The sequence below is a fragment of the Erythrobacter sp. SG61-1L genome, assembly GCF_001305965.1.
Classification (GTDB): domain Bacteria; phylum Pseudomonadota; class Alphaproteobacteria; order Sphingomonadales; family Sphingomonadaceae; genus Andeanibacterium.
Window position 1 is genome coordinate 3,271,221 of the sequence record NZ_JXQC01000003.1, and the last position, 14,729, is coordinate 3,285,949.

Sequence of the window (14,729 nt, forward strand, 5' to 3'; positions counted from 1 at the left end):
TCAACGAATACCGTGACTGGAGAGAACCAATGACCCCCCAAGGTGTGAATGTCCGCCATCCCGACAAGCTGTTCATCGGTGGCGAATGGGTCGCCGCGACGTCCGGCCGGATGATCGAGATCGTCAATCCGAACAGCGAGGAAGTGGTCGCCCGCGTTGCCGAAGCCGGTAATGAGGACATGGACCGCGCCGTCGCCGCCGCGCGCGACGCGTTCGATAACGGCCCCTGGCCCAATACCTCGCCCGCAGAACGCGGTGCGATGCTCAATCGCATGCTCGACCTGCTCGAACCGCGCGTGCCCGAACTGGCCGCCGCATGGACGGCGCAGGTCGGCGGCCTCGCCAGCTTCGCCCCCGTCATGCATGGCGGGGCACTTGCCGGTCTGCGCGGCATCGCTGCGCTGGGCGAGAGCTTCGAATGGGTCAGCAAGGCCAAGGGCCAGGTGGTGGACACCGTGATCCTCTCGCGCGAGCCGGTTGGTGTCGTCGCAGGGATCGCGCCGTGGAACGCGCCCTTCGGCATCATGGCCAACAAGGTGTTCTATTCGCTGATCGCGGGCTGCACCATCGTGATGAAGCCTTCGCCGGAAACCCCGCTGGAAGCCTATATCATCGCCGAAGCCGCCGAAGCCGCAGGCCTGCCTGCAGGTGTGGTGAACCTCGTGCCGTCCGAGCGTGAGGCAGCGGACCATCTGGTGCACAATGCGGGCATCGACAAGGTCAGCTTCACCGGCTCCACTGCCGCTGGCAAGCGCATTGCCGAAGTGTGCGGCAGCCGCATCGCGCGCTGCTCGCTCGAACTGGGCGGCAAGTCGGCGGCCATCGTGCGCGACGATTTCCCCATCGATGCGGCGGCAGCCATTCTGGGCAACACCATCACCGTGATGAGCGGGCAGGTCTGCGCCATGCTGAGCCGCGCCATCGTGACCAAGGACCGGCATGACGAACTGGCGGAGGCCATCGCCAAGGTCATGCAGGGCGTGAAGATCGGCAATAGCGAAGACCCGGAAACCCAGCTCGGCCCGCTTGCCATGAAGCGTCAGCTTGAACGCGTCGAAATGTATATCGAGGAAGGCAAGAAGAGCGCCGATCTCGTCACCGGCGGCGGCCGTCCGGCCCATATGAACAAGGGCTATTTCATCGAGCCGACCCTGTTCGCCAATGTCGATAACAAGAGCCGCATCGCGCAGGAGGAAATCTTCGGCCCGGTGCTGTGCCTCATCCCGGCAGAGGACGAGGAAGATGCGATCCGCATCGCCAATGAGAGCAATTACGGTCTCAACGGTTCCGTCTTCACCACCGATCCGCAGGCGGCCTACGATATTTCGCGCCGTATCCGCACCGGCGTGATGGGCCAGAATGGCATGCGCATGGAGTTCGGGGCGCCCTTCGGCGGCTTCAAACAGTCCGGCATCGGGCGCGAAGGCGGCGAGGAAGGCCTGTGGCCCTATGTGGAAACCAAGACCATCCTGCTTGACGCGGCGCCCGCAACACTCTGAAAACGGAAAAGGACGGGCGGCGCCTGCCGATAGCGGCGCGTCGCCCCGATTTCCGTTTAAGGGGGACAGGAGAGACCATGTCGATTTTCGTTATCACGTTCGACGCGCGCAAGGCTGCGGACAAGCAGCATGACTATACCGCGTTCGCGAATGAGCTGAAGAAGCAGAAGTGCCTGCAGATCCAGCGCGGCACCTTCCTTGGCAGCTTCAACAACAGCGCCACACAGGTGCACAATCACTTCCGCAAGTTCGTGCACAAGGTGGACAGCCTGCTGGTGAACGAGATGGTGCAGAACTACGCCTATACGGGCGCGGCGAAGAACATCGCCAAGTGGCTGGAACTCAATCCGCCGGCCAAGCTGGAAGTGGCCAAGGACGATGCAGCACCCGCTGCAAAGCCTGCCGCGAAGGCTGCGAAGAAGGCTCCGGCCAAGGTTGATTGATCGCCTGCGCGCTGACCGGAATTGCCGGTCTGCGCGTGTCAGCGTTGAAAAGTTCGATGCCCCGCTGCCGGTCCGTCATGGACCCGGCAGCGGGGCATTCGCTTTTTCAGAGCTTCTTGTCGTTGGGGTCGATCTTGGGATCGCTCTTCAGCATCGGATCCCAGTGCTCGGCGATCTTGCCGTTCTCGATCCGGTAAAGGTCGAACCAGCTCGAATAATAGGTTTCGCCATTGGCGTCCTTTTCCGGGCGCACGAATGTGGTGGTGACGTAATCGCCCTCGGCCATCAGGTGGACCAGCGGCAGATCGAGCTTGTCCTTGATCTCGCGCACCGGGCGCGTGGCCTTCACGTAATCGACCAGTCCGGCCAGGCCCTGCCCGGCATTGGGATTGTGCTGGATATAGCCATCGGCAATGTATTCATGCGCGCGGTCGGCAAGGCCCGCCTGCAGCACGATGCGATACATGTCGTAAACCAGCCGCTTGTTGGCAGCGAGCTTGGGATCGCTGCTGGCCAGCAGGGCTTCGTGGTCTTGCGCCACAACGGGTGCGGGTGCCTTCATTTGTTGTGCTGTCTCCTCTGCGGCGAGCGTATTATGTGAAGCTGTCAGCATCAGAACAGCAGCCGCCTGCATGATGAAACCTCTACGCATCGCATTCTCCCTTGTTTCGTTCTTCCTGCCAGAGGTGGGGTGACGCGGCAAGATTGAGACGCTAAAGGGTGCGCCTGAATTGACTTTGTCCGAAACGGAAAACGAGAAGATGAACATGAGGATCTGCCTGCTCGCCGGTGTCGCAATCGCGGCCATTTCCACGCCCGCTTTCGCGCAGGACGACGCGAGCGACGAATTCGAAAACCCGCCTATCGTCGTGACCGGGCACGGGCTGGACGCCACACCTTCCACGATCGCCTATTCCACGGTGACGGTGGATCAGGAACAGCTTCAGTCCACGGCTTCCGGCCGGATCGAGGATGCACTGTCCAATGTTGCGGGCTTCCAGCAGTTCCGCCGGTCTGACAGCCGCTCGTCCAATCCCACGGCCCAGGGCGTGACCCTGCGCGCGCTGGGCGGCAATGCCAGCAGCCGCGCGCTGGTGCTGCTCGACGGCGTGCCGATGATCGACCCGTTCTTCGGCCATGTGCCGCTTTCGGCCCTGTCGCCCAACCAGCTGGAAATGATCCGCGTCACGCGCGGCGGCGGTTCCGGCCCCTTCGGCGCTGGCGCGCTGGCGGGCACGGTGGAGCTTGAAGGGATCGACGCGCGCGATCTCGGCCTGTTCCGGGGCGAGGCGCTGGTGAACGATCGCGGCGAAACGCAGCTGGAAGGCAGCCTTGCGCCCGAATGGGACAGCGGCTTTGCCGTGGTCAGCGGCCGCTGGGATCAGGGCGACGGTTTCTGGACCACGCCCAAGGATCAGCGCGTCGCCGCGTCTGTCCCGGCTGCCTATGAAAGCTGGTCCGCCAATGCGCGGGTGGTGCAGCAGCTTGGCGCCGACGTCAGCCTGCAGCTTCGTGGCCTTGCCTTCGAAGATAACCGCACCCTGCGCTTTGCCGGGGCGGATAATGCCACCAAGGGGCAGGATCTCTCGGTCCGCCTTGTCGGCCGGGGCGACTGGCAGTTCGATGTGCTGGCCTATGGCCAGTGGCGCAATTTCTCCAACATCGTGATTTCCTCCAGCACCTACAAGAAGACACTGGATCAGGCCGATACGCCTGCCAGCGGCTTCGGCGGCAAGGTGGAAGTGCGCCCGCCCGTGGGCGGTGGCCACACGCTGCGGCTGGGTGCCGACTTCCGCCAGTCGGACGGTGACCTGACCGAATATCGCTACCTCGCCAGCGGCGCGGGCAATGGCAGCCGCTATGCGGGCGGCACCAATTCGGACCTCGGCCTGTTCGTTGAAGACGATTACACGCTCGGCCCCGTGCTGCTGACCGGCGGTGTGCGTGCGGACCGCTGGAGCATTCGCGACGGTTATCACCGCAATCTCAATGCAGCAGGCGGCGTGATCGAGGATTCGACCTATGCCGACCGGTCGGGCTGGGATTTCTCATGGCGCGTGGGCGCGACGATGGATGTCTCTCGCGGGGTGCGCATGCGTGCGGCGGCCTATACCGGCCTGCGCCTGCCTACGCTGAACGAGTTGTACCGTCCCTTCGTGGTCTTCCCCGTCACCACCTTTGCTAACGCAGACATGAGGAATGAACGGCTAGAAGGCTATGAGGCGGGTCTGGACTTCACGGCTGCCAAGGGTGTCGATCTGGCGCTGACCGTCTTCACCAACCGGGTCGAGAATGCCATTGCCAACGTGACGCTGCACCCAGAGCTTTGCAAGGCGGCTCCGACCGTTTCCGGAAATTGTGACCGGCAGCGGCAGAATGTCGACGCAGTGAAGTCCACCGGCGTCGAACTCGCCGCCAGCTTCGGCAGCGGCCCGGTGAAGTTCCAGGGCACTCTGGCCTATACTGACGCCAAGGTGGAAGGCAGCGGCGTGTCAGCCGCGCTTGATGGCAACCGCCCGGCGCAGACGCCCGACTTTGCCGCCAGCGCGACCGTGAGCTGGGAACCGAAGAAGGACTGGCGCTTCGCTGCGACGGTCCGCCATGTGGCCGACCAGTTCGAAGGCGATGACGAGACCGATGTGCTGCCCGCCGCGACCACCGTGGACCTGTTCGCGCAGGTTCCCGTGATCGAAAAGCTCAGCATCGTGCTGCGCGCCGAAAACCTGTTCGACGAGAAGGTGATTACCCGCAATCAGGCCGGTTCGATGGATCTCGGCGCGCCGCTGACCCTGTGGGGCGGGCTGCGGTACGGGTTCTGAGGAAATGATCCTCCCTGTGAGGCGCAGCCTCATGGGGAGGGGGACCGCGACACCGCAGGTGTCGGGGTGGAGGGGTAGTTACGCTATTACCCCTCCGTCACGCGCCTGCGGCGCGCGCCACCTCCCCATCCTGCTGCGCAGGACAGGGAGGATCTTGCATTACCCCTTCGAAATCACCGTTTCCTTCTCGGTGATGAATTCCACCAGCGCAGGCTGGCCGGCATCGATTGCGGCCAGGGCCCGCTTGAGGGCCGGGACGATTTCGCTCGCCTGCGTTACGCGCTCCCCATGGCAGCCCAGCGAGCGGGCGAAAGCGGCGTAGTCGCCCGAAATATCGGTCGCGCGGTATTTCTCCGTCGCTTCGGGCATGATCGGAAGTTCGATCGCCATTGCTTCATTGTTGAGCAGGATGGACAGGATCGGGATACGATCACGCGCGGCGGTTTCCAGATCGGTGCCGGTGAAGCCGATGGCGGCATCGCCCCACACATTGATGCACAACCTGTCAGGGCATGCGAGCCTTGCGCCCATCGCCAGCCCCAGCCCGTAGCCGAGCTGGGTAGATTTGCCCCAGCCGATATAGGAATGCGGCGTGGTGCTCTTCCAGAAGGGCACCAGCTGGTCGCGCGGGCTGCCGGCGTCATGCGTGATGATGACCTTGTCGACATCCACCGTCTGCTGCAGATCCCACAGCACGCGATAGGGAGAGAGCGGGGATGTCTCCTGCGTACATTTGGGCATCCACTTGGCCAGCCACTCGGCCTCCACGGTCTTGATCTTCGCGGCAATGGGCGCGCTGTCGCGCCGGTGCGGCACGCGGGATTTCACGGCATCGATCAGGGCGCGCAGGGTCAGCTTCGCATCCCCGATCAGCGCCAGTTCGCTGGGCACGGATTTGTCGATGTCCAGCGGGTCGAGCGTAGCATGGATCACCCGCTTGCCGGCCGGAATGGCAAGGCCGAAGGAAGTGGCGGTGAAGGAACAGCCGATCCCGAACAGCAGGTCGCATTCGTCCAGCCATTTGCGCACGCAGCCATTGATCCCGTTGCCGCCCGAACCGAGGGCGAGGGGGTGTGTCTCGTCGAAGGCGCTCTTGCCCGGCAGGCTGGTCATCACCGGGATGGCGAGATGTTCGGCCAGCTCGCGCAGCTCGTCATAGGCTTCGGACCAGTGAATGCCCTGTCCGGCATAGATCGCCGGATTATCGGCCGAAACCAGCGCATCCGCGGCCGTTTCGATATCGGAATGGACCGGCTGGCTCAGCGCCACCTTGCCGGGCACGTAATCCATCGGCGCATCGAACTGCTGGTCGAGAATGTCATAGGGCAGTTCGATCACCACCGGCTGCGGGCGGCCATTGCGCAGCATGGCAAAGGCGCGGCGCATCACGGAGACCACGTCCTTGCCGCTGGTCAGCGGCTCGGCATGTTTGGCCACACTGGCCATGGAGCGGACCGAGTTGAAATTATACGGCACATAGGCCTGGCTCAGCGCATAGCCCTGCGGCATCACCAGCACCGGCACGCAATCGGCATAGGCCTGCGCTACGCCGCCAAAGGCGTTCTCCGCACCCGGGCCCTGCTGCATCACGAAGACGCCCATCTTCTCGCCCTTGGACATGCGGCTCATCGCGTCGGCCATGTGCAGGCCAGTGCGCTCCTGCCGCACGATCACGGTGCGAATGTCGATCCGGGCGGCAGCCTCAAGGATCTGGTTGCGCGGATAGCCGAAGACGATCTCCACCCCTTCGCGCTTCAGTACGGCCGCGATTGCGTCCGCTACTGTGCCGTTGGCGTGAACCTGCTGGCCTGCATTGCCCTTACCCGTTCTCATACCGTCTCCCGATTTATCGGAAGGCGGCTAAATCAAAAGCAGGTGGGGCGCAATCGAGCGAAACCGCGCAGTCCGCTCACTCCGGGTCGGCCAGGCCCCGGTCGAGCCGCTTCACCAGCTCCCCGCAATAGGCGGTTGCCTGATCCGTCTCTTCCGGGCTGAAGCCGTCGAGCAGGCGGAAGCGCCATTCATCAGCGATGGCGAAAACGTCTTTCAGCACAGCCTCGCCCTCGGGCGTAAGGCGCAGCAGCTTGGTGCGGCGGTCATTCGGGTCGGGCAGGCGTTCGACCAGCCCGTCCTTCTCCAGCGAATCGAGCATGCGAGTAAGTGTCGGCCCTTCGATCCGCAGGCGCTTGGCAATGTCGACCTGCGGGCTGAGCGGCGGGGAATTCAGGATCGCGGCCATCGCTTCCATGCGGGCAGCGCTCTGGTTGATCGGCCGCAGCTTCTCGTCCAGCAGCGAGCGCCAGCGGCGCGCGGCCAGCACAAGGGAGATGGTGAAGGAGATTTCGGGCGTGGCCGATCCCCGGCGATATGCTCCGAAAGAGCTATCATCGCCTTCCGGTTGTGCAGCTTCGCTGCCCGCCGATTTCGCCACCATCAATTTGCCCCGACCAGTCAATTACGATCCCGCCGGCGCCTGCGGCACCGGCCGTGTATTTCCCCCTATCGACTACACCATGCGGGTTTGTTGACGGAATGGCAATTTCCGAACGACCAGGAAGTGGAAAACTGGTTCCTGGTCGTTCCGCAGATCAGTCCAGCCCGCGCAGGATATGGTCTGCGGCCTTGTCGCCGATCATGATCGAAGTGGCGTTGGTATTGCCCTGCGGGATCGTGGGCATGACGGAAGCGTCCGCTACCCACAGCCCACGAATGCCGCGCACACGCAGATCTGCATCCAGCACGGCGTCGGGATCGCCATCGACGCCCATTTTGGCCGTGCCGACCGGGTGGAACATCGACATGGACGCCAACCGCACATACTCGCGCAGAGCCTCCTTGCTCTCGAAATCCGCACCGGGGCGGATTTCCTGCAGCACGTGGGAGGATATGGCCCGCTGGCGCATGATACGGCGGGCCAGCGCAATCCCTTCCACCAGTTGCTCCACATCGTCATCCCCGCCCAACAGCTGGTGTTCGATCACCGGCGGGGCTGAAGGATCGGGCGCCCGCAGGCTGACCCGCCCGCGATGGCTGGGGCGCATCAGGCCGATGAAGGTGGCAACCGAGGATTCGGGCTTGAGCAGCACGTTGCCCTGCGGCGTCACTTCGAAGGAGAAAGCCGAAAAGGCCAGTTGCAAATTGGGCACGGGAAGGCCGGGCCTGCCGCGCACATAGGCCTGAGCATGGCCGATGCCGGTGGTCAGGGCGCCGCGGCCGCCCAGTGCGAAACGCAGCAGTTGCAGCGGCGCGCGCAGGCCATGAGCGTCGTTGTTCAACGTGGGCATGTCCACCGCGTTGATAAGATGCAGGCCGACATGATCCTGCAGATTGCCGCCCACTCCGGGCAGGTCGCACAGCACGTCGATGCCCATTTCACGTAAATGGGCCGCCGGGCCGATGCCCGACAGCATCAGCAGGCGCGGGGTATTGAGGGCGCCAGCCGAAAGCACCACGCCTTCGCGCGCGCTCAGGCTGTGGCGCTGGCCGCCACGCTGATAGGTGACGCCATGTGCCTTGCCATCTGCCACCTGGATGGAAAGCACTTCGGCCTCTGTCACTACATCGGGCTTGAGGCCCGATCCCAACCCATCGAGATAGGCTGCCGCGCTGCAGCGCCAGCCGTTGCGCTGCGAAAGCTGGATATGGTCTACACCTTCGGCCAGTTCACCGTTGAGGTCGGGTGAACGATGCACGCCCGCTTCGCAGGCGGCGTCGATCCACTTGTCCGTCACGCCATAGTTGCTGCGGCATTCGGAAACCGCGATCGGGCCGCCAGTGCCGCGCCACTTGTCCGCGCCGCGTTCATTATCTTCCAGCCGCCTGAAATAGGGCAGGCAGGATTCATGATCCCACCCGGCGGCACCCAGTTGCGCCCAGCGATCGTAATCCCAGGCATGGCCGCGGATGAACATCATCCCGTTGATGGCGCTGCCGCCGCCAAGGCGCTTGCCTGCAGGCCAGGGACTTGGGCGGCCGCCCACGGACGGATCCGGCTCGCTGAAATAGCACCAGTCGAACTCCGGGTTCTGGACCAGCTTGCCCATCAGCGCGGGCACGCGCGCGCGGATGTCACGGGCATCCTTGCCCGCTTCCAGCAGGACAACACGTTTTCCGGCTTCGGCCAGTCGGCCCGCGACAGCGCAGCCCGCAGAACCGCCGCCGATCACGATCAGATCGGTCTCCACACTCAATGCTCCCCCTTTGAGTGCGGAGAACATGCCAGCGCCACTGTGCTTTCAGCAAGCGAAGAATTTGAAAACAGGTGGTTTTTCAGAACCTTTCCGATCTTGGGACAGTTTTTTCGGGTGCTAGCGGAACAGGCGCGGCGCGAAATCAGCCAGATACCTGCGCCAATTGATCCATGTGTGGCCGCCGCCGCTTTCATGATAGGTGTGTTCGATTCCGTATTTATCCAGCATCGCGCGGGTCGGCGCCACGCTTCCATAGAGGAAATCTTCCCTGCCCATGGCGTAATAGACAAGGTCCAGATCGCTGGCGGCCTTGCGCAGCGCGGCATCGTTCGCGCTTTCATAACGGGTGACGTCGTCCGGCCCGGCAAGGCCCAGCCCCATCGAGAAAATGCCGATGTAATCGAAGGTCTCCGGGTGAGTGAGGCCAAAGCGCAGCGTGTGCGATCCGCCCATGGAAAGGCCCGCCATGGCGCGATGATGCTGATCGGCCAGAGTGCGGAAACTGGCGTCCACATAGGGGATCAGGTCGCCCAGCAGATCGTCGCCGAAATCGGTGTTGGCCAGCATGTTTCCGCCCGGCTTGTCGGGCGTGTGACCGAAGGGCATGACCACGATCATCGGCGTCGCCTTTCCTTCGGCGATCAGATTGTCGAGGATGTAATTGGCGTGGCCTACGCTGGTCCAGCTATCCGCACTGTCGCCCGCGCCGTGCACCAGATAGAGCACTGGATAGGATTTGCCGTCCTTCATATAGCCCGGCGGCGTGTAGACATAGGCCTGCCGTTTCTGTCCCAACGCATTTGACCAGTAATCGATGCGGCTGACCGCGCCATGCGCGACTTCGGACCTGTAAGTCTGGAATGCGCCTTCCGCGCCTTTGGTCTCGAACGTAGAATTGGTCCCCACGCGTTCATGGCTGAAAGTGGTTCCCTGCGGATCGGGCACGCGCGCGCCGTCCACTTCAAAATTGAAACGGTAGGTATCGGGCGGAACCGGCACTGCGGTGGTGGCGCTCCACAGGCCGGTTTCGTCCTTCACCATCGCAAGTCCGCGCTGCGTGCCCGGTTGCATCCCCATCGGAATCGCCTGATCGATGTCGCTGCTGGTCACGCGTGCGTCATGGGCAGCGGGAGCGCATAGGCGGAAAATCACGCGCCCATCGGGCAGTTGTTCGACCGAACGATAGGTTGCCGGGCCGGCGAAGAAGCCCTGCGGTAGGCAGCTTTTGGGCGCATCTTGCGCGCCGGTCTGCGCAGATAGCGGAGCGGTCGCCGCAATGCCGGACAGGCACAACGCGGCCACGAAACTGGCGTGATATTTCATCCGATCCTCCCCCAGGAATCTCTCACCGCACAAGCCCGGCTCCGCGTGCGATTTGACAAGCGGCGCGCTTCGCAGCAGGGTATTGGGACAGCGTTGTCTCAATCGGGGTGAAAAGGCAAGTCCGCCTTGCGCTCCGTCCGCCGCCCGGCGGATCAGGGAAGGGTGCCGAAGTGAAGTCCAAGTCTGTCCGTAGGGCCGGTCTGCGTGCCATTTCCGCTGGAGCGCTGGTTGCGCTCGTCCCGCTTGCAGCCGCACTGCCTCTTCACGCCAAGGAGAAGCAATCCGTCGATCCGGCAGCCCGCGCTGCCGCGACCGAGGCACAGATGACGGATGACGAGCGGATCACTCTGACGCTGGGCCTGCTGACATCCCCGCGCGGCGATCAACCGGCGCCGGAAGGATCGCACCCCGGTGCGGGCTTCATTCCGGGCATTGCCCGCCTTGGCGTTCCTGCCCTGCATGAAACCGATGCCAGCCTTGGTGTGACGTGGATCAGCGGTGCGCGCGGCAATGGCGGTACCCAATTGCCCAGCGGCACCGCGCAGGGCGCCACCTGGAATGTCGGGCTGATCGAGCAGGGCGGCCGCATGATCGGTTCCGAGGCACGGGCCAAGGGCTTCAACGTCATGCTGGCGGGCGGGATCAACCTGATGCGCGATCCGCGCAATGGCAGGACTTTCGAATATCTGGGCGAAGATCCGCTTCACGCCGGCCTGCTTGGCGGCGCAGCGGTGCGCGGCATCCAGTCCAACCATGTCATTTCCACCGTGAAGCATTTTGCGATCAACCCGCAGGAAACGGGCCGCGCCTTCATGAACACCGTGATCGAGGAAAAGGCCCTGCGCGAAAGCGATCTGCTGGCCTTCGAGATCGCGCTGGAACAGGGCGACCCCGGCGCAATCATGTGCGCCTATAACGCGACCAACGGCGCCCAGAGCTGCGGCAATAAATGGCTGCTGACCGATGTGCTGCGCAAGGATTGGGACTATCGCGGCTTCGTGATGTCGGACTGGGGCGCGGTGGACGGGCTAGATTACGCCTTGGCCGGGCTGGATCAGCAATCGGGTTCACCTATCGACCCCCAACCTTTCTTCGGTGATCAGCTCAAGGCGGCGGCACAATCCGACCCGGCCTATCGCAAAAGGTTGGGTGAGATGACCCGGGCGATCCTTCATGCGATCTACGATAATGGCCTTGATGCCCATCCGTCCGGGTTCGGCACGGTGGATGCGGCGGCCAATTCGGAAGTGGCGCTGAAGGTCGCGCAGGAAGGGATCGTGCTGCTCACCAATCCGGCCGGGCTGCTTCCGCTGGGGCCGGATGTGCGATCCATCGCCGTGATTGGCGGCCATGCCGATGCGGGAACGCCGGTTGGTGGCGGTTCGTCCAAGGTGCTGGGGGATGACGGCCCGTCAGTTTCCGTGCCCGGTGTTCAGGATGGTAACGGGCCGTTTGCGGCCATGTTGAATCAGGACTTCAACCGTTCCGCCCCGCTTGCCGCAATCCGTGCGATTGCCCCGAAGGCGACAATAAAATTCCGCGATGGCACTTATCCTGCCGAAGCCGCGCTGGCCGCAGCGCAGGCCGATGTTACCATCATCTTCGCGACGCAGTACCAGACAGAGGGGTTCGACGTGCCCGAACTCTCCCTGCCCAACGGGCAGGACGCGCTGATCGCGGCGGTGGCGAAGGCCAATCCTAACACCATCGTCGTGCTGGAAACAGGCGGGCCGGTGGCCATGCCGTGGAAGGACGACGTGAAGGCCGTGGTGGAAGCCTGGTATCCTGGCGCGCGGGGCGGTGAGGCGATTGCCGACGTTCTGTTCGGCAAGGTCAATCCTTCGGGCCGCCTGCCGCTTACCTTTCCGGCTTCGGTCGCGCAGCTTCCCCGTCCGGCCCTGCCGGGATTGGGCGAGGTTGAACCCAATTTCGTGGGGGTCGGTGCGCCCGGCCAGAAGCTGGATGTGGATTACAATATCGAAGGCGCCGACATCGGCTATCGCTGGTTCGCGCGCGAAGGGCAGGCACCGCTCTTCGCCATGGGCCATGGCCTCAGCTATACCACCTTCGCGTCAGAGGGTTTCTCGGTCGCCTCGGGCAAGGACGGGCTGATCGCCCGTGCCACGATCCGCAACACCGGTGCGCGGTCCGGGGCGGAAGTGGCTCAGGTCTACCTTGCCGACGCCCATGGCACGAAGCTGCGCCGTCTGGCGGGCTTCACCAAGCTGGAACTGGCGCCGGGCGAGGCGCGCGAGGTTTCGATTCCGCTTGAACCGCGCGTGCTGGCCGACTGGACGGCCGATGGCTGGCAGGTGGCAGCCGGAACCTATCGCTTCGTACTGGCGAAGGATGCGCTCGCTGACGGGCCGGTGGCGGAAGTGAAGCTGCCCGAAAGGCGCATCGCACCCTAGGCGGCTTCTCCGAAATCCAGCTGGGCGATCAGCCCGCCGACCTCGGGCTTCAGTTCCAGCCGTGCGCCCATGCTCACGCAAATGTCCTTCGCTATGGCGAGGCCGAGGCCGGAGCCGGGCTTGTCCGGGTCGAACCGCATGCCGACTTCAAAGGCGCGGGCGATCTGGCTGGCAGTCATGCCCGGCCCGTCATCCTCTACAGAGATGCGGACATGGCCGCGCGTTTCCCTAAGGCCCACGGTGACAGTCGATGCTGCCCATTTGCCGGCATTGTCGATCAGGATGGAGACCAGCTCGGAAAAGTCTACCGGATCGGCCTGGAGCACGCAGTCGCCATCCAGTTCGTTACGCAGCACGAAATGGACATCGGGATGCAGCCGCTTCATTGCACTGAGGATCGGCACCAGGAGATCGGGCAGGGTGCTGGTGGAACCCGGAACTCGGGCGCCTGCTGAACGGGCGCGGGCCAGCTGATATTCGATCTGCTGTTCCATCATGCGCGCCTGATCGAGCAGAACGCGGGCCGATTCAGGGGCCTTGTCCCCTTCGGCCAGCCGTTCAGCCTCGTCCGTCACCACCGCCAGCGGCGTGCGCAGCGAATGGGCGAGGTTGGCAGCTTGCACGCGGGCGCGTGCGATCATCTCGGCATTCTGGCGGATATAGTCGTTGAGGTCGTCGGCCAGCGGAGCGATCTCGGATGGATAGGTGCCTTCCAGCTGAACCGCCTGACCTTCCCGCAGTCTGGCGACAGCTTCGCCAAGCCGGTTGAGGGGCCTCAGGCCATAGCGGATGATGGCAAAGCCGGTTGCCAGCAGCAGCAGGCCCAGCACGGCGAGCGCAAGGGTTAGCTCGCGGGTGAAGTTCCGCACGACCCGGTTCAGCTCTTCCTGATCGGTCGCGATGACGAAATGGGTTTCCCCGCCCATGCGATCCGACCGCGCCAGGCCATAGGCGATTACCGGCCCAGTCGGGCCTTCTTCCACACGATGGGCAATAGTGTGCGAATGGGCGACTTCGTCGTCCAGATTGCCCCGCGTCATGGAGGCGGAGCGTAGGACGGCCCCGCTTGCCGCATTGACCTGCCAGTAATAGCCTGAAAGCGGCACTTCGTAGCGGGGATCGGAAAGCGGCCGGATCAGGAACGGGCGGCCCTTGCTGTCAATGTCCGTCAGCCGCGCAAGTTCGCGCACATGGACATTCAGTTCGTCATGGAACTGCTGTTCCACATGGCTGGTGAACACCCGCGTGGCCGAAATCCAGATCGACCCGATGCCCAGCACCACCCACAGCATTACTGCCAGCAGGAAGCGCAGGCGCAGGCTGCCGGACTGGGCGCGGGCCGGGGGCAGGGTCGCAGGATGGGCGGAAGTCATTTCTCGAACCTGTAGCCCAGTCCGCGCAGAGTGGTAATGCGCTGCTTGCCGATCTTGCGACGCAGGCGGCCCACCATCACTTCGATCGTGTTGAGTTCGCGCGGGGCATCCAGCTCGTAGAGATTTTCCAGAATGTCTCCCTGAGACAGCACTTGGCCCGCACGGCGCATGAACAGGTGCAACAAGCGGAATTCCTGCCTGGCAAGGTCCAGCGTCTCGCCGTTCAATGTCACGGAGTGAGTGAGCGGGTCGAGCGCCAGATCGCCCAGCACGATGCCGCTTTCCCGCTTTCCCGCATGCCGGCGAAACAGGGCGTTGAGCCGGGCAAGCAGTTCCTCGAAGCGCACCGGCTTCACCACGAAGTCGTCTGCGCCGGCGTTCAGACCTTCCACCTTGTCCTGCCAGCTTCCTCGCGCGGTCAGGATCAGGATCGGGCAATCCACCTTCTTCGCGCGCCACTGGCGCAGCAGATCGATCCCGTCGCCATCGGGCAGGCCGAGGTCGAGAATGATCGCTCCCATCTTGTCGAGATCGGGCCAGTCCTCCGCCTCGGCGCTATCGCGCGCGAGGTCCATGGCAAAGCCCGCGCCGCGCAGGCGCTCGCTCAGCCTCCGGCCAAGTTCGGCATCGTCCTCCACCAGCAGCAGGCGCATTTGGGTTCACTCCTTCTT

At 63.8% G+C, this 14,729-nt stretch carries 11 protein-coding genes; 4 read left to right on the forward strand and 7 right to left on the reverse strand.

All coding sequences use genetic code 11. From position 1 onward, the window contains the following. The first annotated feature begins 29 nt into the window (after positions 1–29). Together SZ64_RS16010 and SZ64_RS16015 are read left to right on the forward strand one after the other, a co-directional pair. On the forward strand, positions 30–1,499 hold the full coding sequence (locus tag SZ64_RS16010) for an aldehyde dehydrogenase (protein WP_054531742.1): 1,470 nt from the start codon (positions 30–32) through the stop codon (positions 1,497–1,499). 77 nt (positions 1,500–1,576) lie between these two features. Continuing rightward, positions 1,577–1,942 (forward strand): hypothetical protein, encoded by a 366-nt coding sequence (locus SZ64_RS16015; RefSeq protein WP_054531743.1) that lies wholly within the window; start codon positions 1,577–1,579, stop codon positions 1,940–1,942. 106 nt (positions 1,943–2,048) lie between these two features. On the opposite strand, the gene SZ64_RS16020 is transcribed toward SZ64_RS16015, so the two are convergent. Next, on the reverse strand, positions 2,049–2,504 hold the full coding sequence (locus SZ64_RS16020; RefSeq protein WP_054531744.1) for a nuclear transport factor 2 family protein: 456 nt from the start codon (positions 2,502–2,504) through the stop codon (positions 2,049–2,051). Positions 2,505–2,709: 205 nt separating this feature from the next. On the opposite strand from SZ64_RS16020, the gene SZ64_RS16025 reads away from it, so the two are divergent. After that, positions 2,710–4,761, forward strand: a complete 2,052-nt coding sequence (locus tag SZ64_RS16025) for a TonB-dependent receptor (protein WP_241773064.1) — start codon at positions 2,710–2,712, stop codon at positions 4,759–4,761. A 159-nt stretch (positions 4,762–4,920) separates the two neighbouring features. Here the strand turns inward: SZ64_RS16025 and SZ64_RS16030 are convergent, their stop codons facing one another. The 4 genes from SZ64_RS16030 to SZ64_RS16045 all read right to left on the reverse strand — a co-directional run bounded on the left by SZ64_RS16030 (position 4,921) and on the right by SZ64_RS16045 (position 10,274). Continuing rightward, entirely contained in the window at positions 4,921–6,594 is a 1,674-nt protein-coding gene (locus SZ64_RS16030; RefSeq protein WP_054531745.1) for a thiamine pyrophosphate-requiring protein, read from the reverse strand. 76 nt (positions 6,595–6,670) lie between these two features. After that, the gene (locus SZ64_RS19045) at positions 6,671–7,195 is read right to left on the reverse strand and encodes a MarR family transcriptional regulator (RefSeq protein WP_054531746.1); all 525 of its coding nucleotides are present in this window, start codon (positions 7,193–7,195) and stop codon (positions 6,671–6,673) included. Positions 7,196–7,349: 154 nt separating this feature from the next. Then, on the reverse strand, positions 7,350–8,945 hold the full coding sequence (locus SZ64_RS16040; RefSeq protein WP_241773065.1) for an FAD-dependent oxidoreductase: 1,596 nt from the start codon (positions 8,943–8,945) through the stop codon (positions 7,350–7,352). A 123-nt stretch (positions 8,946–9,068) separates the two neighbouring features. Then, positions 9,069–10,274: an alpha/beta hydrolase-fold protein gene (locus SZ64_RS16045; protein ID WP_054531748.1), complete on the reverse strand. Its 1,206-nt coding sequence runs from the start codon at positions 10,272–10,274 to the stop codon at positions 9,069–9,071. 170 nt (positions 10,275–10,444) lie between these two features. Between SZ64_RS16045 and SZ64_RS16050 the strand changes: the two genes are divergently transcribed. Further along, the gene (locus SZ64_RS16050; RefSeq protein ID WP_193391535.1) at positions 10,445–12,685 is read left to right on the forward strand and encodes a glycoside hydrolase family 3 C-terminal domain-containing protein; all 2,241 of its coding nucleotides are present in this window, start codon (positions 10,445–10,447) and stop codon (positions 12,683–12,685) included. On the opposite strand, the gene SZ64_RS16055 is transcribed toward SZ64_RS16050, so the two are convergent. Together SZ64_RS16055 and SZ64_RS16060 are read right to left on the reverse strand one after the other, a co-directional pair. After that, the gene (locus SZ64_RS16055; RefSeq protein ID WP_054531749.1) at positions 12,682–14,058 is read right to left on the reverse strand and encodes a HAMP domain-containing sensor histidine kinase; all 1,377 of its coding nucleotides are present in this window, start codon (positions 14,056–14,058) and stop codon (positions 12,682–12,684) included. The genes SZ64_RS16050 and SZ64_RS16055 overlap by 4 nt on opposite strands. Beyond that, positions 14,055–14,711, reverse strand: coding sequence for a response regulator transcription factor (locus SZ64_RS16060; RefSeq protein ID WP_054531750.1), 657 nt, complete (start codon positions 14,709–14,711; stop codon positions 14,055–14,057). Before SZ64_RS16060 ends, SZ64_RS16055 begins: the two co-directional genes overlap by 4 nt. Between the last annotated feature and the right edge of the window lie 18 nt (positions 14,712–14,729).

Coding starts and splice junctions, on each gene's coding strand:
- SZ64_RS16010 (WP_054531742.1), top strand. CDS start 30: ATGACCCCCCAAGGTGTGAATGTCCGCCATCCCGACAAGCTGTTCATC.
- SZ64_RS16015 (WP_054531743.1), top strand. CDS start 1,577: ATGTCGATTTTCGTTATCACGTTCGACGCGCGCAAGGCTGCGGACAAG.
- SZ64_RS16020 (WP_054531744.1), bottom strand. CDS start 2,504: ATGAAGGCACCCGCACCCGTTGTGGCGCAAGACCACGAAGCCCTGCTG.
- SZ64_RS16025 (WP_241773064.1), top strand. CDS start 2,710: ATGAGGATCTGCCTGCTCGCCGGTGTCGCAATCGCGGCCATTTCCACG.
- SZ64_RS16030 (WP_054531745.1), bottom strand. CDS start 6,594: ATGAGAACGGGTAAGGGCAATGCAGGCCAGCAGGTTCACGCCAACGGC.
- SZ64_RS19045 (WP_054531746.1), bottom strand. CDS start 7,195: ATGGTGGCGAAATCGGCGGGCAGCGAAGCTGCACAACCGGAAGGCGAT.
- SZ64_RS16045 (WP_054531748.1), bottom strand. CDS start 10,274: ATGAAATATCACGCCAGTTTCGTGGCCGCGTTGTGCCTGTCCGGCATT.
- SZ64_RS16055 (WP_054531749.1), bottom strand. CDS start 14,058: ATGACTTCCGCCCATCCTGCGACCCTGCCCCCGGCCCGCGCCCAGTCC.
- SZ64_RS16060 (WP_054531750.1), bottom strand. CDS start 14,711: ATGCGCCTGCTGCTGGTGGAGGACGATGCCGAACTTGGCCGGAGGCTG.